Annotated in this window: 18 protein-coding genes; 9 read left to right on the forward strand and 9 right to left on the reverse strand. The window is 43.0% G+C overall.

Going from position 1 to position 26,160, the window contains the following annotated elements; translation table 11 throughout:
* Positions 1 to 99 precede the first annotated feature (99 nt).
* From H0R92_RS04625 to H0R92_RS04640, 4 genes are all read left to right on the forward strand, one after another.
* Complete coding sequence (locus H0R92_RS04625; RefSeq protein WP_432961596.1) at positions 100 to 2,154, forward strand: beta-galactosidase; 2,055 nt, start codon at positions 100 to 102, stop codon at positions 2,152 to 2,154.
* Between the two features lie 71 nt (positions 2,155 to 2,225).
* Positions 2,226 to 3,485, forward strand: coding sequence for an ABC transporter substrate-binding protein (locus H0R92_RS04630; protein ID WP_432961598.1), 1,260 nt, complete (start codon positions 2,226 to 2,228; stop codon positions 3,483 to 3,485).
* Between the two features lie 100 nt (positions 3,486 to 3,585).
* Positions 3,586 to 4,404: a carbohydrate ABC transporter permease gene (locus tag H0R92_RS04635; RefSeq protein WP_432961600.1), complete on the forward strand. Its 819-nt coding sequence runs from the start codon at positions 3,586 to 3,588 to the stop codon at positions 4,402 to 4,404.
* A complete protein-coding gene (locus H0R92_RS04640; RefSeq protein WP_432961602.1) occupies positions 4,401 to 5,222 on the forward strand; it encodes a carbohydrate ABC transporter permease in 822 nt (273 codons plus the stop codon). The genes H0R92_RS04635 and H0R92_RS04640 overlap by 4 nt, the downstream gene beginning before the upstream one ends.
* Positions 5,223 to 5,260: 38 nt before the next feature.
* Here H0R92_RS04640 and H0R92_RS04645 read toward each other — a convergent pair whose 3' ends face one another.
* The gene (locus H0R92_RS04645; protein WP_432961604.1) at positions 5,261 to 6,040 is read right to left on the reverse strand and encodes a glycyl-radical enzyme activating protein; all 780 of its coding nucleotides are present in this window, start codon (positions 6,038 to 6,040) and stop codon (positions 5,261 to 5,263) included.
* Positions 6,041 to 6,175: 135 nt separating this feature from the next.
* Between H0R92_RS04645 and H0R92_RS04650 the strand changes: the two genes are divergently transcribed.
* Complete coding sequence (locus tag H0R92_RS04650) at positions 6,176 to 7,132, forward strand: ROK family protein (RefSeq protein WP_432961606.1); 957 nt, start codon at positions 6,176 to 6,178, stop codon at positions 7,130 to 7,132.
* Positions 7,133 to 7,255: 123 nt separating this feature from the next.
* Positions 7,256 to 9,670: a glycyl radical protein gene (locus H0R92_RS04655; RefSeq protein ID WP_432961608.1), complete on the forward strand. Its 2,415-nt coding sequence runs from the start codon at positions 7,256 to 7,258 to the stop codon at positions 9,668 to 9,670.
* Positions 9,671 to 9,751: 81 nt separating this feature from the next.
* Here H0R92_RS04655 and H0R92_RS04660 read toward each other — a convergent pair whose 3' ends face one another.
* The 3 genes from H0R92_RS04660 to H0R92_RS04670 all read right to left on the reverse strand — a co-directional run bounded on the left by H0R92_RS04660 (position 9,752) and on the right by H0R92_RS04670 (position 13,266).
* Complete coding sequence (locus H0R92_RS04660; RefSeq protein ID WP_428770071.1) at positions 9,752 to 10,684, reverse strand: sugar ABC transporter substrate-binding protein; 933 nt, start codon at positions 10,682 to 10,684, stop codon at positions 9,752 to 9,754.
* Between the two features lie 69 nt (positions 10,685 to 10,753).
* Entirely contained in the window at positions 10,754 to 11,707 is a 954-nt protein-coding gene (locus tag H0R92_RS04665; protein ID WP_428770070.1) for an ABC transporter permease, read from the reverse strand.
* Positions 11,708 to 11,781: 74 nt separating this feature from the next.
* The gene (locus tag H0R92_RS04670; protein WP_428770069.1) at positions 11,782 to 13,266 is read right to left on the reverse strand and encodes a sugar ABC transporter ATP-binding protein; all 1,485 of its coding nucleotides are present in this window, start codon (positions 13,264 to 13,266) and stop codon (positions 11,782 to 11,784) included.
* Positions 13,267 to 13,510: 244 nt separating this feature from the next.
* Here H0R92_RS04670 and H0R92_RS04675 point away from each other — a divergent pair, with 244 nt between their 5' ends.
* Positions 13,511 to 14,269, forward strand: coding sequence for a DeoR/GlpR family DNA-binding transcription regulator (locus tag H0R92_RS04675; protein WP_428770068.1), 759 nt, complete (start codon positions 13,511 to 13,513; stop codon positions 14,267 to 14,269).
* Between the two features lie 40 nt (positions 14,270 to 14,309).
* Here H0R92_RS04675 and mnmG read toward each other — a convergent pair whose 3' ends face one another.
* From mnmG to H0R92_RS04700, 5 genes are all read right to left on the reverse strand, one after another.
* The gene (gene mnmG, locus H0R92_RS04680; protein ID WP_432961612.1) at positions 14,310 to 16,151 is read right to left on the reverse strand and encodes a tRNA uridine-5-carboxymethylaminomethyl(34) synthesis enzyme MnmG; all 1,842 of its coding nucleotides are present in this window, start codon (positions 16,149 to 16,151) and stop codon (positions 14,310 to 14,312) included.
* A 64-nt stretch (positions 16,152 to 16,215) separates the two neighbouring features.
* The gene (ppk1, locus tag H0R92_RS04685; RefSeq protein WP_432961614.1) at positions 16,216 to 18,381 is read right to left on the reverse strand and encodes a polyphosphate kinase 1; all 2,166 of its coding nucleotides are present in this window, start codon (positions 18,379 to 18,381) and stop codon (positions 16,216 to 16,218) included.
* A 23-nt stretch (positions 18,382 to 18,404) separates the two neighbouring features.
* On the reverse strand, positions 18,405 to 19,931 hold the full coding sequence (locus H0R92_RS04690; protein ID WP_432961616.1) for an HD domain-containing protein: 1,527 nt from the start codon (positions 19,929 to 19,931) through the stop codon (positions 18,405 to 18,407).
* A gap of 13 nt (positions 19,932 to 19,944) precedes the next feature.
* Positions 19,945 to 21,384 carry an MGH1-like glycoside hydrolase domain-containing protein gene (locus tag H0R92_RS04695; RefSeq protein WP_432961618.1) on the reverse strand — a complete coding sequence of 480 codons (1,440 nt, stop codon included), beginning with the start codon at positions 21,382 to 21,384 and terminating at the stop codon, positions 19,945 to 19,947.
* Positions 21,385 to 21,503: 119 nt separating this feature from the next.
* Positions 21,504 to 23,315 (reverse strand): hypothetical protein, encoded by a 1,812-nt coding sequence (locus tag H0R92_RS04700; protein WP_432961620.1) that lies wholly within the window; start codon positions 23,313 to 23,315, stop codon positions 21,504 to 21,506.
* Between the two features lie 65 nt (positions 23,316 to 23,380).
* Here H0R92_RS04700 and H0R92_RS04705 point away from each other — a divergent pair, with 65 nt between their 5' ends.
* Together H0R92_RS04705 and H0R92_RS04710 are read left to right on the forward strand one after the other, a co-directional pair.
* Entirely contained in the window at positions 23,381 to 24,928 is a 1,548-nt protein-coding gene (locus H0R92_RS04705; RefSeq protein ID WP_432961622.1) for a tetratricopeptide repeat protein, read from the forward strand.
* Positions 24,929 to 24,981: 53 nt separating this feature from the next.
* Positions 24,982 to 26,157, forward strand: coding sequence for a TraB/GumN family protein (locus H0R92_RS04710; RefSeq protein ID WP_432961624.1), 1,176 nt, complete (start codon positions 24,982 to 24,984; stop codon positions 26,155 to 26,157).
* The last annotated feature ends 3 nt before the right edge of the window (positions 26,158 to 26,160 follow it).

The following is a 26,160-nucleotide window of genomic DNA, read 5'->3' on the forward strand; positions in this document are numbered from 1 at the left end:
ATAATATCCTTGTTGAGTACTTCGCAAAAACTGAAAAAACAGTATATAAAAACGGCTGCGTTGTATTCCGGTTAAAAAAACAAAGCAAAGGATACAAAAATGGCATTAGAGCGGGTAAAGGTTGACGGAAACTATCTTACAAAAAACGGAAAACGATTTATACCCATAGGTGCGCATTGGGTTCCGGCAAAGGCGGCGCTCCAATGGGCTCAATACTGGGATGCTGCCGATATTGAAAAAGATTTTGTAAAAATGAAAGAGCTTGGGTTCAATGTTGTCAGATTCGACCTTTTTTGGGCTTGGTTCGAACCTCATCCCGGTTGTTATAATCCGGAAGCTTGTAAACAGCTCGATTCTCTTATCGATTTGGCACACCGCTATGAAATCTATCTTCATCCGACTTTTTTTATAGGCGGTGAAGTCGGAGAAGCTTTTTGGGATGTTCCGTGGAGGCAGGGCAGACATCCGCACGAAGATCCCGATATGCTGCGGTTGCAGACAAATCATGTTGCTTTTTTTACGAAAAAATATGCCGGAGAAACTGCGATTTTAGCATGGGATTTGACGGATGAACCGCCGTTTTGGGTTGTGTGGGGAAAAACAAGCGATGCAATGGCGGTAAACTGGACACGGCTGCTTGCCTGGGCTGTTCGCAGGCAGGATCCTGATGCTTTGGTTTGTGTCGGAACCAGTATGGAAGATTTAAACCACGGTCCTTTTCGGCCGGACTTGGTAGCCGAAGAAGTGGATTTTTTATCTTCGCATCCTTACCCGATTTATACTTTAGACAGATTTACCGATCCGATGTTATCTGAAAGAGGTAGTTATTGCGGCAGTTTTGAAGCTGCCCTTTCGCGAGGTGCCGGCCGGCCGCTTATGATTCATGAATACGGCGCGTCTTCTTCTCAATACGATCCTGAAAGAATAGGTTTATATGACCGCATTGTAATGTATTCGGGATTGGCAAACGGGGTAATGGGCTTTATGCCGTGGTGTTTTACGGATGCTGCTCCGGAAACTTGCGGACGGCTTCCGTATATACGTGCGCCGCATGAAACCCAATTCGGAATTACAACTTGGGACAGAAAAGATCGGCCGGCCGGCTGTGAGGTACGCAAGTTTGCAAAACTTCTTCAAAAACTTAATTTGGAGTCTATAGAACCGCGCAAAGGAGACGCCGCTCTTGTGGTTCCGTTTGAATGGGCCAAGGCGCACGGCGATTTAAACGGTTTGGGGTTAAACGGTTATAATACGATTCCATATACATCCGTACAGGATGTCCATCGCACGCCGGAAAATGATTATGAAGAAAATCGTTGGCTTACCGGCTCATTGATATCTTCTTATATTTTAGCTAAGCAGGCGGGTTTTCAAGTGGATATGCCCAGAGAGCATCACGATTGGGCTTCTTATCCGTTGTTGATTTTACCTTCGCCTTTGACGGCAACGGACAGAAACATAACGCACCTTCACACCGATTTTTGGAAAAAAGCGGAAATGTATGTTAAAAACGGCGGTGTTTTATATGCTTCTTTTTGTGCGGATGCAGCTATTCCCGAAATGCAAAACTTGTTTGGTGCCCGGCTGGCGGATCACGAACCGGTAGAAGATGCAGTGTTTACCTTTGTTCGCGATTTCGGAAGTTTTAAAAAAGGTCAAACAATAGAATATAAGGTTTCACAAAAACCGGAACATTGGCCCGTAACGGTTTGTCTTGAAGGCGGAACCGTTGTAGCCGTAGATGCCAAGGGAAATCCCGCGTTGATTTTAAATCGCCTTGGTAAGGGTATGACCCTCATGTCGACTTATCCGATAGAAACATATTTGTCGGAAACTCCGGCAGCCTTTGAAAATAATAATATCTCCTTTCTTGTTTATGATGCATTGATGCACGAAGCGAAAATAAATGTAACGGCACGTTCTTCCTGTCCGTCTATAGAAGTCGGCGTTTTGGGAAACGCAGAGCGCGGATATCTTGTTGCTGTAAACAGATCGTTTAAGTCGCAAAACGCCTCACTGATACTTGACTTTAATATAAAAGCCTTATCTCTTGTTGAATCTGCTTCCGGAAAAGGAAGGGCCGTACATGAAAATAATACATGGTCTTTATACATGGAACCGTGGGACGCAATTGTTTTGGAATGGACAAAGTAAAAGCGGGAGTTGCCGGAAAAACAAGCGGTTTTGGCAGCTCCGATTATTTTTCAACTGAAAAGGAGGATAGTATGAAAAAGAAAATGGTTGCCCTGTTGACAGTATCGATGCTGCTCTTTACAGTAGGCTGTTCCGTAAATAAAAAAACGGAAAAGGTACAAACCATAACGGTTTGGGATTATTACGGCAAAGAAGTTTCACCCTTGGCCGTTCTTGTTGAAAAATTTGAAAAAGAAAACAGCGACATAAAAGTCCTTCGACAGGATCTTGACTGGGAAACAATGCATACAAAGCTGAACGTTATTTTGTCCAGTAATAACGTTCCCGACGTGGTTACAGCGGATTTGACATGGATGCCCGTTTACGGTTCGTTGGGTGTTTTTACGGATTTGAAAAAACTTTCAGGAAACCTTATCAACGGCGAAAATTTGGAAAATATTTGGGCTCCTTCAAATTTAGAGGCCATGACATATGACGGCAAACTTATCGGCGCACTGTATGATTTTGATGCATATTGTCTTTATTACAGAAATGATTTATTTTCCGCAAAGGGATTAAAAGTGCCTCAAACATGGGAAGAACTGGTAACGGCGGGAAAGGCAATCGCAAAAGATGATAAATATAAATATGCAGCACTTTCCGATGTGTTTCATGCCGTTCAATTTGTCTATGAAAACGGCGGAGAAATTCTAAATAAAGATAATACCGCTGCCGCTTTTACTTCAGAACAGGCAAAAGAAGCGTTTCAATTCTATGGTGATCTTGTAAATAAACATAAAATGGCGATTCATTGGACGGATGGGCACGGAGATTTACTGCAGGGCATAAAGGATGAACGCATTGCAATGTTTTCCGACGGTCCTTACAGAATGGCCCAAATGAAAGAAATAGCTCCCGAACAATCCGGTAAGTGGAGTGTTGCTCCTCATCCTTTTTCAAAAAAACCGGGTACATATCTGGGAGGAACCGCACTTGTTATCCCTGAGCGTTCAAAAAATAAAGAAGTGGCATGGAAATTTATCGAATTTCTTTTAAAACCGGAAAACGCAGCCCTGGTCTATACGCAGGCAAGCGCGGGTCCCGCTGTTTTGACAGTCTTCGATCATCCGGAGTTTTCCGTTCCGGATCCTTATTTTAACAATGAAAAACCGTTGCAGCTATTTAAAGACGCGCTTATACATGCATCCGCATTTCCGAAAATTCGCGAATGGGATTCCGTTGATTTTGAAATCTCCGAAGCGACCGTACAAATACTCGGCGGATATATGTCGGTAGAAGATGCATTAAATACTGCTGCGGAAAAAGTAAACGCCGTTTTACAAAAAAAATAAAAACGAGGCATAAAAGAGAGAAGCAACGATGTATTCATTATTTAAACGAACAAAATACAGAATGTATATATTGAGTTATATTTTTATTACACCGTTGCTTTTGTCAACGCTTATCTTTTTATTTGTTCCTATGCTTATTTCTTTGTATTGGAGCTTTACTGATTTTAACGGAATTTCAAAACCCGCTTTTGTGGGGTTTAAAAACTATGTATCGTTATTTTCAGACAGCAGTTTTTTAGCCGCATTAAAAAATACGACCATCTATGTTTTATTAGGAATGACAATAGGCCCCTTTCTCGGTCTTATTACGGGTGTTTTTTTAAATTCAAAAATAAAGGGACAGACATTTTTTCGTACAGCCTATTTTTTACCGGTTATGACGTCTACAATTGTTGTCGCTATGATTTGGCGATTGTTATACAATGAAAACGGTATATTCAATTTTATTATTACTTATCTGGGCTATTCTCCCGTCGGCTGGCTTTCAAATCCCAGGCTTGTTCTTTATTCGATAACCGCCGCAAGTATTTGGCAGGGGTTCGGTTTCGAAACAGTGGTTTTTTTAGCGGCGCTGCAAAATATTCCAAAAGAACACTATGAAGCGGCTACTATTGACGGGGCAAAGCCGTTTACGCAGTTTTGTGTAATTACTTTGCCGGCTCTCCGGCCTGTTTTCTTTTTTGTATACTGTGTCGGATTAATCGGCAGTTTTCAAGTGTTTGATCTTCCTTACGCTCTTATGCATTCCAATCCGAATCCGGGCAATGCGTATACGACATTGGTGTATATGCTTTTTTCAAAATTCAGACGACTCGACCTTGGATATGCGTCGGCTATTGCGTATGTTTTATTTTGTATTCTTGTTTTTATATCTTTGGTACAATGGTTTGTAGAAAAAAAGAGGAGTGAGCGACAATGAACGGCCGCGGGTCAAGATACATATTTATTTTTCTCGTTTTATCTTCTTTTCTTATGATTTTTCCTTTTTATTGGACAGTTTCTTCTTCTATGAAGCTTGAAAGTGAAATTCTTGCTTCTCCGCCTCAATGGTGGCCAAATCCAATTATATTTTCAAATTATGTTAAACTGTTTTTGCATATACCGAATTTCGGATTATATTTTTTCAACAGTACGGCTGTAACAATTGTTGTTACTTTTTGCCAAGTGCTTTTATCGACCTTGGCCGGATATGCTTTTGCAAAGCTTAAATTTCCGGGGCGCGACGGAATTTTTTTTGTTATGTTATTGGGACTGATGATTCCTCTTCAAGTTAATCTCATTCCGCTATATAAAATTATGGACCTGTTTCATTGGCTTGATACGTACTGGGCCTTGGTGGTTCCCAATGCCGTATCTATTTTCAATGTATTTTTAATGCGCCAATATATGCAGTCTTTGCCGGACGAATTATTTGAAGCTGCAAGAATCGACGGCTGTTCCGAGTTTTTTATTTTTTTGAAAATAGCGTTACCTTTATCACTTGCAGGAACAACAACACTTATTATATTTTCCGTTATGAATTCATGGAACAGTTTTTTATGGCCCCGTATCGTAACGCATACGGAAACGTTGTTTGTTCTTCCCGTCGGACTTTCACAAATACAAATGAAAACGGTTATTAATCACGGAGAAATATTAGCGGGCACTACTCTTACCGCATTGCCTCTTATCCTTTTATTTATGTTTATGCAAAACTATTTTATAGACGGAATGACTGCGGGTGCCGTTAAAGAGTAGTGGCGGCGGCTGAAGTAGCGGCCTGTCTATTAAATTCCCTATAAAATAACCTTTAAGGAAGCCTTTGTCAAAATATCCTTGTATTCCTGCAAATCTTCCGGATGAAGAGATTTGTATCCGTCAAACTCATACGGTAAGCCTAATTGCCGGTATTTATTTTGACCGAATTGATGGAAAGGCAATAACTGAATTTCCCGTATACCGTTTGCGATAAAAAAACGGGCAAAGGCTTCGGCGTCATCGAGAGAATTGTTAAAGTGCGGAATAACGGGAACACGGACCAATACATTTTTTTCGGCTTTAATCAGCATGCGTAAATTCTCGATAATAATATCGTTGGTAACGCCCGTTCCCTGTGTATGTTTGTGAGAATCATAGTGTTTAATATCGAATAAAAATAAATCCGTCAAATCGATAATCCGCTTGAAATATTCGGAAGCGATAAAACCGCTTGTTTCGACTGCCGTGTGTAAAGCGTTTTTTTTGCATTCACAAAGCAGGGCTTGCACAAAATCGATTTGTACAAGCGCTTCTCCGCCCGACAAAGTTACTCCCCCGCCGGATTCTTCGTAAAAATCTTTGTCCTGCAAAATCTCAGCCATTACCGAATCGATATCCCGATATGTTCCGCAAACCTGTTCTTTGCCGTCTTTTGTCAGCGGTTGTAATATTTGCATGCTTGCCGATTGCGATTCGGGGTTTGAACACCATTTGCATGAAAGCGGACAGCCTTTAAAAAAAACAACCGTCCGTATTCCCGGCCCGTCGTGAATACTGAATTTTTGTACGTTAAAAATAAGTGCCTTCGGATTTTCCATACGGTAATTATATCACAAAATCAAACTTTTGAAAAGCATATACTTTCATTTGAAAACATTTTACTTGCATAAATAAATATTTTGTGTTATAGTATATATGAGAGAAAAAAACATGCTGCTGCAAAAGGGGGAACTATGAAGCGGGCATACAGTATCGGAATTGATATAGGCGGCACAAAAACCGCAATCGGTTTGTTTGATGCAAACGGTGTTTTGCTTGAGCGTATGCAGTATCCGTCGGATAAAGAAGCCGAACCGGAAGTGTTTTTCCGAAACGTTGCGGAACAATGTAAAAACCTGCTTGCGGTAAAAAAAGCGGAACTTGACGACATAGACGGCATCGGCATAGGAGTTCCCTCCTTTGTTCTTTTTGAAAAAGGTTTTATCGTAAAAACAAGCAATTTAACCAAGATAAAAAATTTCCCCGCACGTGACTATTTTGCAGACTGTTTTGATAAACCTGTCCGTATCGTCATAGATAACGATGCACATACCGGAGCCCTTGCGGAACTGAGGCACGGCGCCGGCAAGGGTTTTGAGCACATGCTTTTTTGCCCGGTCAGTACGGGCATTTCATCTGGTATTATTATCAATAAACGGCTTTTTCGCGGTTCTTACGGCTGGGCGGGAGAAAGCGGACACATGCTTACCTCGCCGGATACGGGCATTCTCTGCGGCTGCGGCAACAAAGGCTGTCTTATGTCATGGTGTTCCGGCAGTATGATTGTTAAACATGTGGAACAAAGAATAGCCGCGGGAGAAAAAACGCTTATAAGCTCCCTTGCCGCAAAAGATGCGGCGATAAGTACCGTTCACATTTGTGAAGCATGGGAACAAAACGATGTCATTGCAAAGCAGGCGGTTGAGCAAATGGCGCAATACATGGCAATTTGGCTGTATAACCTGTATGTTACGCTGAATATAAATTGCTTCGTTTTTTCCGGCGGTCTTTTATGCATGGGAGATAAATTATTTAAACGTGTGCGGGAATTATTTGATATGTACAATGACAATGAATATCCCGTGTATTTTAAAACAGCTCTGTGTGCCCGGGACGCCGGTATTATCGGCGCACGGGAATTATTATATTGAATCATCTCTAAAACCCGGTCGGATTTTTAGAGATTTTCTAAATGTGAAACGGTGCGGCGGCAGTCTTGAAAGCGCTTGCGTTTTTGACGGCCGGCCGGCTTTGTAAATAACAGGAGGTCCGGTATGAGTATGTACTTCGGAGAGTTGACCGAAAGAATGAAACATTTTAGAGAAGAAGTTTTGTCCGCTTCTCCCTGTGTTTGTGCACAGCGGGCGCTTTTAACTACGGAAAGTTATAAAGCCCATCAGGATATGCCGGTTGTTTTAAAACGTGCATATATGATGAAAAATATTTTGGAAAATATGAGTATCTATATAGAAGACGATACTCTGCTTGCGGGGAACCAAGCTTCACAAAACAGAGCGGCCCCGATTTTTCCCGAATACGCAATGGATTGGGTTATCAATGAATTGGATGAATTTGAAAAACGTCCGGGAGATGTATTTTTCATTTCCGAAAAAACAAAAGAAGAACTTCGTTCCATAGCGCCGTTTTGGGAACATAATACGACAAAAGAACGGGGTCTTGCGGCAATTCCCCCCGCCAGCAAGGTGTTTTACGACTTGGGTATTATTAAAGCGGAAGGAAACATAACCTCAGGCGATGCCCATATTGCGGTAAATTATAAACGTTTACTGCAAAACGGCTTGGCTGATTTTAAAAAACAAACCGAGCATGAAATGGCAAAGCTCGATTTAACCGACTATAATAACTTAAAAAAATATTATTTTTATGAAGCGGTTATTATTTTAATTGATTCCACCGTTGCTTTTGCGCATCGGTATGCATCTCTTGCCGGTAAAACCGCCGATAAACTGGAAAAGACAAATCCCGAGCGCTGTGCGGAATTGAGAGAAATGAGCCGCATTTTGCAAAAAGTTCCTGAACATAAGGCCGACACTTTTCATGAAGCGCTGCAATCGCTTTGGCTCGTTCATTTGGTTTTGCAAATAGAATCAAACGGACATTCTTTGTCATACGGCAGAATGGATCAATATGTATTTGAATATTACAATCGCGATATTCAAAACGGTACAATAACGCAAGAAAGCGCCTGCGAATTGCTTACCAACTTGTGGATTAAAACCTTCACAATCAATAAGATTCGCAGCTGGTCGCACACCCAATACAGTGCCGGCAGCCCCCTGTATCAAAACGTTACCGTCGGCGGACAAACAACCGATAAAAAAGATGCGGTAAATCCGCTCACATATCTTATTCTCCGCTCGGTTGCGCAAACACATCTTCCCCAGCCGAACCTTACGGTCAGATATCATGCCGGTTTGGATGACAGGTTTATGAAAGAATGTGTGGAAGTATTAAAATTGGGCTTCGGTATGCCGGCCTTCAATAATGATGAAATTATTATTCCTTCATTTTTGGAACGCGGTATTAAAGAAGAAGACGCATATAATTACAGCGCTATCGGCTGCGTGGAAGTGGCCGTTCCCGGTAAATGGGGATACCGCTGTACCGGTATGAGCTTTTTAAACTTTCCAAAATCTTTGCTTATTGTGATGAATGACGGCGTGGATCCCAAAAGCGGCACACGCCTTACAAAGAGCTGCGGACACTTTAAAGATATGAACTCTTTTTCCGATTTGCAAAAAGCATGGGATACGGTTATCCGCGACTTTACCAGACACAGCGTCATTATTGAAAATGCCTGCGACAGCGTTCTTGAAACCGACGTACCGGACGTTTTGTGCTCGGCCTTATGCGACGATTGTATCGGACGGGGTAAAACCTTAAAAGAAGGCGGCGCCGTATACGACTTTATCAGCGGTTTACAAGTCGGTATTGCCAATCTTGCCGATTCGCTCGCCGCAATAAAAAAGTGTGTGTATGAAGACAAGCTTATCAGCCGCGACGATTTATGGGAAGCTTTGATGAGCGACTTTGCCGGTGAAAAGGGTAAAAAAATTCAGCAGATTTTACTTACACAAGCCCCCAAATACGGTAACGATAACGATTATGTGGATTCTTTGGTTGTCGATGCATACCAAAGCTATATTGATGAAGTGGAAAAATATCCGAACACCCGTTTCGGCAGAGGCCCGATAGGAGGTTTGCGCTATGCGGGAACCTCTTCCATATCGGCAAATGTGGGACAGGGAATCGGTACTTTGGCAACTCCCGACGGACGCAATGCGGGAACTCCGCTGGCTGAAGGCTGCTCGCCGACTCATGCAATGGATACGCACGGCCCGACCTCCGTATTTAAATCGGTTTCGAAACTTCCGACGGCAAAAATTACCGGCGGTGTATTGCTGAATCAAAAAGTAACGCCGCAAATTTTACAAAAGGATGAAGATAAGGTAAAATTGGCAGCTTTAATCAGAACCTTTTTCAACCGATTAAAGGGATTCCATGTTCAATACAATGTCGTGTCCCGCGATACGCTTTTGGACGCACAAAAACATCCGGAAAAGCATCGTGATCTTATAGTCCGGGTTGCCGGCTATTCGGCCTTTTTCAATGTGTTGTCAAAGGCGACTCAAGACGACATAATCGAACGCACCGAGCAGGTTATATAACATAATATTGATATAAAAAAGGCTGTCGAAAACTTCAGTTTTCGGACAGCCTTTTTTTCGCGTATTTAATGCGATACCGTTTTATTTATAGTTTGCAATATTCGATTTTGTTACCAATTCATAGGGAATGTCGTACAGTTTGTTTATGGATTCTCCCTTTGCCGCTTTTACCGCAACGTCAACTGCGGTGCGGGCTTGTGCAACGGAATTTTGGAAAACGGTACAATTCAAACGTCCGGCTTCAACGGCTAATAATGCATCGGGAATTGCATCGACGCCGCCGATAAATTTACCTTTTACACCGGCTCCTTCGCATGCAAGCAATGCTCCCATAGCCATTTCATCGTTTTCCGCAAAAACGGCATCGAATTCCATACCCGATTGAATAATATTTTGAATGGCATCCAAGGCGCGCGAACGGTCCCAATCACAAACCTTTTCCGCAACTATTTTTGCTTCGGGGAATTTTTTCATAACTTCTTTTAATCCGGCAAAACGCATAACCTGTGCGTTTTGTCCCGTCGGTCCGTGTAAAACGATTATTTTGGCATTCGGTTTTACATTTTTGAACATTTCCTGTGCAAGCATAAGGCCGGATTGAATATCGTCGGATCCGACATATGAACGTTTTTTATCCGAAACGGTTGAAGCGCATAATTCAATAAGCGGAACGCCGGCTTTTGCCGCGGCTTCAACTGCGGGAACCTGTTGTTCGCGGTCAAAGGGAATCATAATAATGCTGTTTACTTTTTGCGTTATCAGGTTATCCACTTGACTGTTTTGTTTAACGGGGTCGGACTGTGCATCCAAAAACACCAATTTTACGGAAGAGTAATCCGGATTTTCGGCAACGTATTTTTCCATGTGTGTTTTTAACGACGTTAAATATTCCGACGTTAAGTTAAACATTGAAATTCCGACTTTGTACGTTCCTTCCGCACTTTCTCCTTTTCCTCCGGCTGCTAAAGGCAGCATAAGTGCCGCCGCAATCAAAAGAATTCCCAATTTTTTCATAAAAAATCCTCCTTGCTTTGATTTTTATGTTTTATGTAAACGGCAAAAATCAGGATTTACCGTTTTAGCCTATCTTGCGCTGCGGTTTGCTTTATCCGCCCATACTGCGCCGATGATAATCAAACCCTTTACAACCTGTTGTATATAAGACGATACATTCAAAATATCCAAACCGTTTTGGATAATACCGAAAATCAATACGCCCAGCAGAGTTCCGAATATAGTGCCTTTTCCTCCGGACGGGGAAGTTCCTCCGATGATGGCGGCCGCTATCGCGTCAAGTTCGTATCCGGTACCGGCATTGGGGGCGCCCGCGTTTGTTTTTGCCGTCATTAAAATACCGGCCAAACCGCAGCAAAAACCGGTAAAGGTATAGGCAAACAGCTTTATTCCGGCTGTGTTGATACCCGATGTTTTGGCGGCATCTTCATTTCCGCCTACTGCAAGCGTATAGCGGCCCAGTTTTGTCGTATGTAAAATAATAAAGCCGACTATAAGCATGCCGATAAAAATCCATATCGGAATGCCCAAGCCTAAAAAAGAAGACTGTCCTATGGCCGTAAAACGCTTATCCAGCTTTATGATGGGGCTGCCGCGCGTGTATACGTTTGTTATTCCGCGGGCAATCGACAGCATTCCGAGGGTAACGATAAACGGTACTATCTTGGCATACGAAATCAATAAACCGTTTATAAAGCCGAATATAAGACCGGCTGTAATGCCGGCCAATACTGCCCATAAGGGATTGCCGCCGCCGCTGACCAAACTTGCGGCGATTACACCCGAAAATCCCAATAAAGAACCGACCGATAAATCTATTCCGCCGGTTATGATGACAAAGGTCATACCCACTGCAAGAATACCGTTTATCGAGATTTGCTGAAAAATATTTTTTATATTTTGTACGGATAAAAAATTGTTGTTGGCAATAGAAACCGCCACCATAAGTACAAAAAGCAATAAGTACAAACTGTAAGCGGAAAATCCTTTTTTTAAATCCGCTAAAGTTACCGTTTTTTTCATTCATCCTCCATAAAAACCGCATTAAAATATGTAAAGCGGCCTTACCGTCGTTTTAGGCCGCTTCTTTTATTAGGTTAAAACATAAGTGCGTGCGCAAGTATTTCTTCTTTATTGATATTGTCGCCTTCCAAAATTCCGCGGACCTTACCGCTGTTCATTACAAGAATGCGGTCGCTTAAAGCAAGAATTTCCGGCATTTCGGACGATATAACGATAACGGCCTTACCCGCGTTTGCCAGACTGTCTATAAGCACGTATATTTCCTGTTTTGCTTTAACGTCGATACCGCGCGTCGGTTCGTCAAGTATCAGTATTTCGGGAACTGTGGAAAGCCACTTTGCCAATACGACCTTTTGCTGGTTACCGCCCGATAAGGATGAAACGGGAATTGTAAAGCCGGACGCTTTTACACACAGCTTTTTTAAAACGGCTTCGCATTCCTTTTTTTCGATTTTTTTATTGATAAAGGGGCCGAAAAACATATTAATAAGATTCGCAATCGACGTATTGAATGTTACGGACTTGTCCAAAAACAGTCCTTGCCGCTTTCTGTCTTCGGTTACCAATGCAATACGTTTTTTAATCGCATCGCAGGGCTTTTTTATGCGTACTTCGTTACCGTCGATAAATATTTTTCCCGCAGTTACGGGCCGCAAGCCGAAAATCGATTCTACAAGCTCGGTCCGCTTTGAACCGATTAAGCCCGTAATGCCCAATATTTCTCCTTTATGAAGCTCAAACGAAACATCTTCAAAACAATTTTCGGAACACAGTCCCTGCACGGACATTTTTACATCTCCGATTTGTTTTGCATTTCTTTTAAACAAATGACACACATCGCGGCCGACCATCATGCCGATGAGCCGGGACGAATCCAATTGCGTACTTATTTCGGTTCCTATCATTTTTCCGTCGCGCATAACGGAAATTCTGTCCGAAATACGGAATATCTCGTCCATCTTATGCGAAATATAAATAATCGAAATGCCGTTTGCGGTTAAACGTTTGATTATATCGAACAGCATTTCCACTTCGGCATCCGCTATTGCCGAGGTAGGCTCGTCCATAACTATGATTTGAGAGTTATATGAAATGGCTTTTACGATTTCCACCATTTGGATTTGCGCGATACTCAGCGTGTTCATACGCAAATGCGGCGGAATAACGGGTAAAGACAATTTTTCAAAAAGCGCCTTTGTTTGTTCGTTCAGCTTTTTTTTATGCACAAAGATTTTGCCGGGTAAGTGCCCCAAAAAGATATTCTCGGCAACCGTCATATCGGGAATGGGACTCAATTCTTGATGAATCATTGATACTCCCAGCTTTAAGGCGGCATGAGAATTTTGCGGCTGTACCGTTTTGCCGTTAATTTCTATTGAACCGCTGTCGGCTTTATGCATGCCGTTTAAGATTTTCATTAATGTCGATTTTCCGGCTCCGTTTTCTCCCATCAGAGCATGTACTTCTCCCTTGTACAGCTCAAAATCGACGGCTTCCAATGCTTGGACTCCGGGAAAGGCTTTGGAAATACGATTCATCTTTAAAACGGCGGTATGCATTATTGTTCCTCAAATATTTGTAAGTTTTCGAATAAAAGCTTTTTGTATTCAAATAAAAGAAAAATGGCTTTGATACTATATGCTAACACGTGTTTATCTATCTGTCAAGTTTTTTTTATAATTATTTATCTTTCGAATAAAACTTGTTTTATTGCCGTTCAAAGATGTTCAATAAGTATTGCTGCCGTCTTTTGAAAAATACTCGGTTGACAAGGAGTAAGCCTATTCTATAGAATAAAGCATTATGGGAACGGATATCATACAGCGGCAGTTGACAATCGTAAATTTATTAAACGAACATGATAAATTGAATGTAAAGCAAATAGCCGACCGCATCAAAGTTTCTACCGTTACTATACGGAAGGACTTGCAAATATTGGAAGACAAGGGGCTTTTGCGCCGCTTTCACGGTTATGCACTGCGGGTTTCTCATGACGATATAAATTCGCGGCTGTCTTATGCATATGAAATAAAGCAAAAAATTGCAAAAAAAGCCTTGTCCTTTTTAACTCCCGGCGAAACCGTTATGATTGAATCGGGAAGCACCTGTGCCTTGTTGGCGATGGAGATAGCAACGGCGGCAAAGGACATTACCATCATCACCAATTCGGCTTTTATAGCCGGCTACATACGGCACATTCCCAGTGCAAAAACCGTTTTATTGGGCGGAGATTATCAAAATGATGCACAGGTTATGGTCGGTTCGATAACGGAAATGTGCGCAAAAGAATATCATGTGGATAAATTGTTTACGGGTATTGACGGCTATACGGCCGAACACGGTTTTTCTCAGGAAAACCACACACGGGCGGGAACGGTTAAAACAATCAGTAAAAATGCCGATAAAATCTTTGTTCTTTCCGATTCGTCAAAATTCGGAGCGCGCAGTGTTGCCCGCCTGTTTTCGGCAAAAGAAGTGCATACGGTTATTACCGATGACGGAATCCCTCCGGAATTAAAAGCGGACTTGGAAAAGAAAAACGTCCGCGTTGTCTGTGCGTAAAAGTTTGAATTATCGAAATCGTTCTCATTCGAGCTCATCGCTACTTCACATACACCATTAAAAGCATAATGTCCGAATTGCGGATGCCGGAAATGCGGGCGGCTTGTCCGAGTGTGCGCGGGCGGACGGTTTCAAGTTTTTGGCGCGTTTCCGCAGAGAGGGCGGGAATCGAAGCGTAATCGAAATCGGCGGGAATGAGGGCGCCTTCCATGCGGTGCATTTTTTCGACGCGCCTGTCCTGTTTTTCGATATAGTACTTGTACTTATAGTCTATGCACGCATTTTTCCACGCCGTTTTGTCAAAGCCGTTTTCAGGCTCTTCTTTTGCGGCGGATGCGGGATTCTTTTCCAAATAGGCTAAAATTTCGTTGCGCATACGCACTTTGTCGCGCACCCGCTGCATTTGCGCTTCGCTTTTAAGACCGGCTTTAAAACCCTTTTCGGTTAAGCGCTCGTCCGCCGTATCGTGGCGCAGTTTTAAGCGGTATTCGGCGCGTGCGGTAAACATGCGGTAAGGCTCCTTTGTGCCCAAGGTTACCAAGTCGTCGATAAGAACGCCGATGTATGCTTCATCGCGGCGCAAAACAAGGCTTTCGTATTCGGGTATATCGCGCCTTCGGTCGGCGTGTCCTTCAACTTTTTCGCCGCAGAGTTTTTTATGGGCGGCGGCATAGCTTCCCGCATTGATTCCGGCGATAAGCCCCTGTCCCGCCGCCTCTTCGTAGCCGGAAGTTCCGTTTATCTGTCCTGCGGTAAAAAGGCCTGCGACGCGCTTTGTTTCAAGGCCCGCACTTAATTGGGTGGGGTCTATAAAGTCATATTCAACCGCGTAGCCGGGGCGCGTCATGACGGCATGCTCAAAGCCGGCAATTGTCCGTAAATAAGCATCCTGCACCGATTCGGGAAGCGACGAAGAAAGGCCGTTCAAATACATTTCGTCGGTGTCGAGTCCTTCGGGTTCGACAAAAAGCTGGTGGCGCTGCCGGTCGGCAAAGCGCATAACCTTATCCTCTATGGACGGACAATAGCGCGGTCCTATGCCGTTTATTTTTCCGCTGTACAGGGGCGAAAGGCCTATGTTTTCGCGGATCATAGCGTGCGTTTTTTCATTCGTATACGCAAGATAGCAGGGAACCATGGGGCGCTCTATTTTTTCGGTATCGAAAGAAAAGGGCAAAACTTCATCGTCGCCGTGCTGAATTTCCAAGCGCGAAAAATCGATTGAAGAGCGCAAAAGGCGCGGGGGCGTTCCCGTTTTTAAGCGTCCGACGCTAAAGCCCAAAGACACAAGGGATTCGGTAAGACCGAAGGCGCCCGTTTCTCCCAAGCGGCCGCAAGGCTCATCGTAATCGCCGATAAAGATTTTGCCGCCTAAAAAAGTTCCGGTGGTAAGAACGGCCGTGCGCACGGGAATATGCCTTCCGCGCTCCGTAACAAGGCCGGTAAGTTTTCGGCGGTTGGGGGAAACGTCAACCGTTTCCAAAGCGGTTACCGTATCCTGCAACAGGTAGAGATTCGGTTCGCTTTCCAAAAGGCGGCGGGCTAAAGAAGCGTAGAGCTGTTTGTCGGCTTGAGAGCGCGGCGCTTGCACGGCAGGCCCCTTGCTGCGGTTTAAAAGCCGGTATTGAATCATGCTTTTATCGATAAGGTGTGCCATTTCGCCGCCGAGTGCGTCTATTTCTTTAACGATGTTCCCTTTGGAAATACCGCCGATAGAAGGATTGCACGAAAGGCGGCAAATTGCATCTATGGACTGGGTTATGATAATCGTTTGGAAACCGCGCCGCGCCAAAGCAAGGGCGGCTTCAAGGCCTGCATGCCCAGCACCGACGACGGCCGCGTCAAAAGAGGATGTGTAACCCGTATAAGAAAAATTCACCATATTCACCATAATGATTATATTGATTTTATAAAAATCGTAAAGCGGTTATATTTAAAAGCGGGTATCAAAGACTTTTAGGGCCGCCTCTTTCCCGCGGTTCTTTTCTGCGTACCGTAAACAAGCGCGGAATTTCTTTGTTGGCGGTTTCGGCCCTTTGTTTGTATTTATTGTACAAACTTTCCTGTGCACGTACGGGAATTTCACCCGAGCGGGGCTTTTTAAGCGACCACGTACCGTCGGCGTTCAATTCATGCGCATGGGTATTATCCGAAAAATACAAGTGTAAAATATCCTTTAATTCTTGAAACAAATCTTTTTGCGTTACGGGGAACATAAGCTCAACACGGCGGTCCAAATTGCGGCTCATCCAATCGGCGCTTGAAAGATATGCCTCTTCTGCACCTCCGTTTTGGAAGTAAAAAATACGCGAATGTTCCAAAAAACGGTCTACAATGCTTATAACGCTGATGTTTTCGCTTTGTTTTCGTATTCCCGGCACCAGGGTACAAATACCGCGCACGTTTAACATAATCCGTACATGAGCATTGTTCGCGTCATACAAAGCTTTGATGATATCCGGGTCGGCAAGACTGTTCATCTTTGCCATAATAAGCCCCGGCGTTTCGCGGGTGGAATGCATTTTTTCCCGTTCTATCATGTACAAAAGGCGCGATTTTAAATTGACGGGTGCCATATAAAGACGGCGCATGGTTTGAATTGCCGAATAGCCGGAAATCATGTTAAAAAAAACGGTTGCATCGTTTGCAATTTCGGGATTTGAGGTAAATAACGATATATCGGAATACAACCGTGCCGTTTTTTCGTTGTAATTTCCGGTTGCCATATGAACATAGCGGACAATGCCGTCGCTTTCCCGGCGCACGACAAGCAGCATTTTTGCATGAACTTTAAGGTTTGCAATACCGTGAACAACGATAACACCGAAATGCATTAATTGCTGTGCCCAGGAAATATTGCGTTTTTCGTCAAAGCGGGCTTTTAACTCTACAAAGACGGTTACCTGCTTTCCTTTTCGCGCGGCGCGTTCAAGGGTTTTTATAATCGGTGATTTTCCGCTGGTACGGTATAAGGTCATTTTTATAGCCAAAACATCCGGATCGTCGGCGGCATCGTTAATAAACCGTAAAACCGGATCGTAAGACTCATAAGGAACATGAAGCAGTATATCCCGTTGTTTTAAAATATCCCACATCGCTTCGTTTTGCATAAGAGAAGGCGGATACAAAGGTTTCCATGCCGGATACCGATGTTTTGAAAACCCGCTTTTTTCGGCAAGATTGCTTAAAGAAGACAGATCGATTATTTTACCGGCTTTGTAAACGTCTTGACTGCTTAAGCCTGTTTTTTCTACCAATATTTTTGTAATTTCGGAACTTGTGTCCGTACAGGTAAGGCGTATGGGCACCGAAGCGCGCCGGGCGGCAAGGATTTCTTCCATAGCTTCCATAAAATCTTCATGTCTTTCTTCATCGACAGTAAAGGCGGCATCGCATACGGCTTTAAAAACAAGGCTTTGGTCTACCGAATACCCCTCAAATAAGCGGGTTCCGAATGCAAGAATAATATCGTCAAGAAGGGTAAAGCGCTGTTTTTTGCTTTCACTCGGAAGCCAAATAATACGCTGAACCGCCGGAGGAATTTGTACAAAGGCTAAGGCTTTTTCTTCTGCGGCAGGGCAAAAGGCGGGGTGGATATTCTTTGTGTCTATGATGGGTTTGAGTAAAAAGGCTGCATAGAGGCGCAAATTTGCTATATAAGGAAGCTCGCCGTTTTTTCCGCTTTTTAACGGCGTTAAAAGAGGAAAAATGTGCTTTTGGAAAAAGTTACCGGCAAACTGCCGCTCGGCTTCGGTAAAATCTTCAGGAGGAATATAGGAGAGTCCTTTTTTTCCTAAAAGAGGAAATATGTGCTCACGGAGCATCATATGCTGATGTGAAAAAATCTCATGTACCCGTTCGGATATAAGAGTAAGCTGCTTTAGGGGCGTTAAGCCGGAGCTGTCGGCTTCGTTAGGATTAATCTTTGCTTGGTGTTTTAATCCCGCAACACGGACCATAAAAAATTCGTCAAAATTGGATGAAACGATGGAAAGAAATTTTAGCCGCTCCAAAAGCGGATTTTCTTTTCGGTTCGCTTCAGTAAGAACACGCGCATTAAATTCGATCCATGACAATTCTCTGTTAAAAAAATGTGTTTTTTTATTTCCCATATCTTTTTCCGATTTAATCGTTTTTACGTAATAATAATAGTATACCCGAAAACGGATTCAAACAAATCGCCCTTTTCCGCTATTGCGGTTTTTTCAAGGTTTGTGTTATAGGTATGTTTTGTTTTAAAAATAAGCGTATCTTCTTTTTGCAGTATTGTAATATCGGTTATGTGCTGGGAATGACTCCTGTCCAGAGCGTCGGCAACGCGCAGTATGGCGGCAAGCTTTAACACAAGGGTACGATCGTTGCGCGCTAAGGTGAAAAAAGTTTCTTCCGGCAAAAGAGATAAAGATCCTTTATGGTAGCGGGCAACAAGGGCTACGATTTGAATGCGGTCTTTTGTCAGTCCGAAGATATCGGAATGTGAAATAATGTATTGACTGTGGAGTTGATGGTCGCTTCCGCGTATAAACATTCCTATATCATGGAGGATGGCGGCAACCTCAAGCAGTAAACGCGCTTCTTTATCCAAACCCAACTCACTTTCCATACTGTCATAAATATGAAGAGCGGTTTTACGCACATATTGTGCATGTTTTTCATCTATGCGGTATTTTTTACCGATATTCACCGCCGATGCGATGATTTGGGATGCAAAGTCCTGCTGCAGCGTGCTTTGTCCGGGAAGTTTGCTTAACAGTAACCCTTCCCGAATTGTCGTATCAAAAACAATTACTTTTTTTACATTCGTCAATTCGATAAACAACTTATATGTCAGCAAACCGACGGGAAGCGATTTTGCATCGCTGTAACCGATTTTGAATCGGGCCATGCACTCGTCGGGGGAATATTGTTGAATTTCGTCCACAAAGGCGGTGAATTTTTCACGGTCGATGGTTCGGGTGCGTTTTCCGATTTGTTGACCGGCTTCTTTTGCCGCAATTTGCATTTCGCTTCCGATGGTAATAAATTGGCGAATTTTTTTTAAGTTTGCTTCGGTATTTAAGTTTCCGCCGGCGTTTTTTATAAAATCTTCCAAAAAGCGGCGCGTATCGTGCCGGGAGCCTGTCATAGACTTTATATATTGTTCGATAATAACCGTTCCCAAGCGCAAACTGTGTACTGCCGCTACCTTTCCCTGGTCGAAGAGCATTATTTCCGTCGAACCGCCCCCGATTTCCAAAATAAGCGAATTTTGTCCCTGTATACCCGGTGCGTCTTGGCGCAGTACTTCCAATACCGCCAAATATATCAAGCGGTTTTCTTCAATACCGTTTATTACATCTATATGAAAACCCGTTTTTACCTGTATGCGGTCCACTATGGTGTCCCGGTTGCGGGCTTCCCGTAAAGCGCTGGTTGCAATTACCGTTATATGTGAATCTTCTATTTTCCAGCCGGCAAGCTGTTCGCGAAAACGATTTAAAATACGCAAACACTGTAAAAGACTTTCGCGGCTGACACTGCCGGCGGTAAATACATCCCGTCCCAAAGAAACCGGCTGTTCGGAACGGTCTACGGTTGTCCATGAATTTCGGGAAGAAAGCTCGCATACCATGAGCCTTATGCCGGTGGAACCTATTTCTATAACGGCTTCCAGTGTTTTCATAGGGTTTCGGTTTTTAGAGTTTGTCTATAAGCATAGAACATTTTCCCGACGGGATGGGAAGGGTTTTTTTCTTTTGTCCGAGAATGTTTATCGTAAAATAATACAGCTTTTCACTTTCCATTTGGATTTCCCAGCCGCGCAAACTTTTATTTGATAAAATGGTAATCATGTTCCGCTTTAGCGACAAGTTTTCAATTCCCATAATTTCAAGGTTGGGAATAATCCAATCGACCGTTTTGCGGGGCAAGCTGATTGACAAACCGATGACATTTTCGATCATTAATGCAATGGTTGAAAGTCCGGATGAATGCAAATGCCGTTTTCGCGGGAATTTGTCGTTTCCCGAAAGTTTTGCAAAACCTTCTTTTCCGGGCAAATACGCTTCCCATAAATCGCCTATTTCCGTTTTTTCATTTCCGTGCGGGAAAAGGGCGTCCAAAATATAATACAGGTGGCGGATTGCCGTTTCCCGTGCCAAATCGTAACGCTGATATTTTTCCAAACCTTTTATAACCATAAAATTAAAGGTGGGGAATACGCTTCCGCGGAATCCTTCTCCGTGTTGGCTGAATTTTTTTTCATCGGCTGAAAGGCTCGGAAAGGGATGGTCGGTTCCGAAAGTTTTCGGGTTTGTTAAGTGCGAAATAAGCATTTCGGCCTTATCTTCGTTCGGAATTTCGGCTAAAAGCGGCCAAAACCCTGCAATTGTTTTGTGGGTTAATTGGTCTCCTTTTTCATTTAAGTCATGATAAAAACCCGTGTCTTGATTCCACATAAGCGAATTGATACGGGTTTTAAGCGAAAAATACAAGCGTTTGTATTGAAAATTTAAATCTTTTTCATTTAAAATATCGCCTAAGGCCGCCATGTATAAGGCGCCGATGGCCATTGCACTGTTAAAATCCACCGGATAAAAGGTTTTATCGCGCGGGGCATTAAACATAGTACTTGCTTGATGCGGTACGGCGTATAAACCGTTTTCTTTTTTAAAATTGGTTTCAATCCATGTCATATATTTTTGTAAAACGGGCATAATTTCTTTTATACGCCGTTTGTTTGCCGATTTATGATACAGATTGAATTCCGCCCATGAAAACAAGGGCAATCCTATTCCCTCAGGATTTTCCGTGCTTACAATCGGAGATTTATCCGCGCTGTTATATCTCCAACGTATAGCGCCGTTTGTTTCCTGACATTGATACAGATAATCCAGATTTTGGTGCGCCGGAAAATTGCGATTCGAGTATACTAAAAAAAACGAAGCGAAAATCGACTCAAGCTGGTCTATCGTCGCAGGCAAATCCTCATGTTGGTATATAAAATACCCGTCGTCATTTTGGCTGCCCGTTTCGAGATCCTTCCAAAAATTTTGAACCCAAGACCATGTTTTATCGTATATGTCTACAAAATCCTGATCGTAAAAATGGATTTTAGGAAAATCGCGTTTATTCACTTATACTCCTTACGCTTGACACTTATGCGATTTTCGGCAATGCCGTATACTAATCAGTATATCACAATTTTCGAAAAAAGGATATAATTTTAAAAAATTTTTTAAACCGATTTATACCGCTAATTTTCGGCCGATTCCGAACTTTCTTCTTCCTGTATCGGCTTATCCGCTTTGTCGGTTTCACTTTCGGAAACGGCGGGCCTCTGTCGATAAAATAAACGGACCGTTTCGACCGGTGTTTTTTGCCGGTATTTTAAAAACAATGTTTTAGTTTTTGCATCATATACATAACCGGAAGAATTATACGTTTCAAAACGCGGATCCGTACGATATTGTAAACCGTAAATTTCAATTGAAACAAAGGGGTCAATGCCGTTAAGAATCATGTAATGGGTTTCATCGACCGGAAAGGCTGTTTTAAATACGATTGTGTCATTTTCATCTTTTGTATAATCAATCTTTGAAGCAACTGTCCATGCCCATATCGGGCGGTTGTTTTCAAACCCGATCACATCTATATGCGGATAAAAGGTATTGTCGCCGGCTATATAGGGGTATATTTCCGCCAGTGTGCGCAAATCCAAAGAAGAAAGGTTTTCCAACACGGATGCTAAAAGCATAATGCCTCCGGCTTTTGTGTTTTTGTCGGCTATCATAGTTCCGTATTCTTGTAGTGCTTTTGCCGCCCTTGCCGATAATATCGAATTGATGCGGTTTCCTTTATCTTCCGCATAAAGACTGCCGGAATCCGACAAAACACAGGATTGTTCTAAAAAATCGGCACATTGTTTTAATACCGGAGAAAGAAGGGCTGCACTTACGGGATTTACCTTATATAAAGTTGTATACACGTCTAAAATGCCCGCCGCTTGTGCCGGAGTCGGCGAAAAATCGGGTAATGCAGCCGGTAAGGCCAATAAGGGTGATGTTTCTTCCGGCGGGCGCTGGAGTAAAACAAGGGGAAGATGGTCAAGTTCAAATACGTCCAAATTGTTTTTTTCAAGCGAATATTGTATGCGGTAGGATATATTTTCCTGTTCCATAACAAGCGTTTGATTCATTTTAATTAATTTGTTAAAATAAGGTGCGCTGAAATAAGTCCGCTTGGTACTGTCGGTAAAAGCGGGCGGAACGGAATTCACGCCGTTATGGTAAACTCCGCGGGCGGCGCTTTCGGCCACATAGGCGGAAACCAGTTTTTCGCTCATGTTTTCCTGATTTACCGAAGGGAAACTTTCAAACAGTTTGTCGCGTGCCTGTTCCGTCAGTTTTTTTAAAGTTTCCGCTTGTGCTTTTTCAAAGCTTGCGATTGATGCAAAGCTGAAGGATGCTTTTTCTTCATAGATACCGATACGGGCCGCCGGAGAAGAAGCGCTTAAACGAACGTACTCGTTTGTTATAAGCTGTGCTTGCAGGAGGCGCGATTCGGCCTTTGATTTTATTAAAGCCCGCGTTTGATTTATATCCGTAACGCTGTAGCTTTCGGTTGTTTTATATGGTATAGTCAGCGAAACGGCTTTTTTCGGAAGCTGTGCGCTTAGGGCAAGCTGTTCCGAACTGCCGTCAAAAAGCAGTGAAACGTTTTCCGAAAAGGAAAGGACAAAACTTGTTTTATCTTTTTCTTCCCAGTTTTGTAAAACCAGGGGAATTTGTTTTTTGTCGGAAGTGTGCAGGATAAGCGGATTTGATTCTCCTGCAAAAAAAACGATACCCTTGTCCGAAACGTAAAAACCGTTTTTTAAGGACTGGGAGAGTTCGGTATCGGCTTGCGGCGTTTTTTTTGCTCTTATATACGATAAGCGCAGCTGTATGCCGCCGAAAGATTTGGAAACGGATAATTCATTTCTAAATTGGAGCATAAAAATGCCGAAAATAATAATACCGTAAAGAAAAGCTAAACCTATAAATTTACGAACGGGATTATGTGCCATTTGCTTTAGTGTACTCAATGATGGCCTTAAAATCAACTCCCCGTAAAACAGCAAAGGAAAAAATAATGATTAAACACGTTCAAAAGATACGCATTTTATTATTTTGCTTACATCTTATTGTCTTTGTTTTTGCCGCTTGTAAAACAACCGATGTCGTCTCCTCTCAAGCGGAGGAACCCGTTCTGCAAAGGCCCGTGCAGGAAATGCCCGCACAAACAATTCCGCCTAAAACACAAGGTGTAAAAGAAGATACAAAGGCCGGCGAAACGAAGGATAAAACCGCCTTTTCTCCGGAGGCTTTTACCGGCGATCTGCAAAAAATGCTTGCGCAGGGCAATATAAAAAAAGCCCTTGCCGCCTTCGAAAATCTGCCGGCAGAACATAAAAACAGCCCCGATTTGAATTATTTGCACGCATCTTTACTGCTTTCGGCCGGTGAAATTCGGCAAGCCGAACAAAAAGCGGCCGCATTATTGGCGAAAAATCCCGGCAATGAAGAACTTTTGCTTTTAAACGCAATGATTGCAAAAGCCGCAGGCAACAAAACAAAAAGCACCGATATTATAAAAACCGTACTTAAAAAAAATCCGAATAATGCCGATGCAAATGCGGCAATGGCCGATACCTTTATGCTTACACGTAATTTTGTACAGGCAAACCGCTACTTTAAAAAAGGTTTGGATGCCGATCCGAAACACGAAGCGTCTTTGTTCGGCTTTGCGCAAACCAGCTGGTATTTGGATAAGGTTGACAAAGCTAAAGAAGGTTTTACTAAGCTGACCGAGATAAATCCGCAAAACAGTATGGCGTGGTCGTATCTTGCAAAACTTGCTTCGGAAAAAAACGATTATTCTCAAGCGCTTGAATATATACAAAAAGCGCTTACATATGACGCCGATTATTATTATCACTGGCTTGATGCAGGTTCGTACTATATCGGCTTAAATAATTATGCCGAAGCCGAAAAAGCATGGACGCGGGCCATTGCTATCGAACCCGATTATTTTTTAGCCTATACGTATCGCGGCGGCCTTTTTGACGAGCAGGGAAAATACGAACAAGCGCTTAATGATTATCGGGACGTTATCCGATGCAATCCCAAATATTATTATGCGTATGAATCGATAGCAATGCTTGCGTGGCGGGTTGAAAATTGGGAAGAAGCTTTGGCGGGATTTTTAAAAGCATGGGAAACAAATCCTTCCAATGTATCCTATCAGCTTATGATATCCGCCGTTTATCAAAAGATGGGCAATATCAAAGTAAATAAGGAATTTTTGTCAAAGGTTATGAAAAATATGGACAAACAAAGCCTTGACTACCTTATGCTCAGATTATATTATGACGGGTTGGGGGACAGTGCTGTTTTGAATAAGGTGGTAAATCATAACAGCAGAACGACAAAGGGTAAGATGTTATTTTACATGGCATTGTTTTATGAGTTAAAAGGTAAACAAGAGCTGGCGAATAAAATCTACCTTGAAGTAGCCGATATGGAAGCTCCTTTATTTTTCGAATACAGGCTTACGCAATGGGCTGTCGAAAAAATGTCGCCCGGCCACAAAAATGCGGCTGAAAAAGAAAAAGCATTGAATGCAAAGCCGAAAAATTAAACGGGAAAGACGGCAGTCCGGCGTTTCCGATACCTTATATTGTAGGAATATATATGCAAACCGTAAAAAATCTTTTATTTAAAGACCGGGAAATAATACTGGTAGGAACGGCACATATTTCAAAAGAAAGCATAAAAGACGTTGAGAGCAGTATACGCGAAATGTCCCCCGATTGTGTCGCCGTAGAATTGGACGAACAGCGTTATGAATCCGTAAAAAATCCGGAGTCTTGGAAAAATCTTGATATCGTAAAGGTATTAAAAGAAAAACGCGGCTTTATTATGATGGCGAATCTGGTTCTCAGTTCTTTTCAACGGCGTATGGGGGCGGATGTGGGAGTAAAACCCGGCGATGAAATGCGTTCCGCTTTAAATATCGCCGAAGAATTGGACATCCCCGTCGTTATGGCGGACAGACCCGTTCAAACAACATTACGCCGCGCATGGGCAAAAAATTCATTGTGGGGAAAAGTAAAGCTTTTATCGGCTTTGTTGGCATCGGCTTTCGAAAAAGAGGAAATTTCGGCTGAAGACATAGAAAATCTTAAAAGTTCCAACGAAATGGATTCTATGATGGCGGAATTGGCACAATATTTGCCTGCGGTAAAAGAAGTGTTGATCGATGAGCGCGACCGTTACCTTGCTTCGCGCATATGGGAATGCAGGGGTAATAAAACCCTTGCCGTTTTGGGCGCAGGACACCTTCCCGGCGTAGAAAAACATCTTAACGCTCTTGCTGCGGGAACGGAACAAAGTAATACCGCCGATATAGAAAACGTACCGCCTGCCGGTATCGGCGGAAAAATTGCCGGCTGGATATTTCCCGTTTTGTTAGCTGCGCTGATAATTGCAGGTTTTTTTACCGGCGGGGCGGCAACTTCCGTAGACATGCTTGTTTCGTGGATTTTATGGAACGGCTCTTTAGCCGCACTGGGAACGCTTTTAGCGTGCGGACATCCGCTTGCAATTATAACCGGTTTTGTCGGTGCGCCGCTGGGAACGCTCAATCCTTTTCTTGCCGTCGGTATTTTTACCGGCCTTGTACAAGCGTGGATGTGTAAACCGAAGGTTGAAGATATGGAATTTCTTGCCGAAGACGCTTTAACGCTCAAGGGTTTTTATAAAAACCGCATAGGCCGCGTTCTGCTGGTGTTTTTTTTGTCAAGTCTAGGCGGCGCAATCGGAAACTTTATTGCGGTTCCTGCCTTGATAAGTTCTTTGCTGCACTAAAGA

It is taken from the genome of Treponema sp. OMZ 840 (assembly GCF_050937815.1).
Lineage (GTDB): Bacteria > Spirochaetota > Spirochaetia > Treponematales > Treponemataceae > Treponema_C.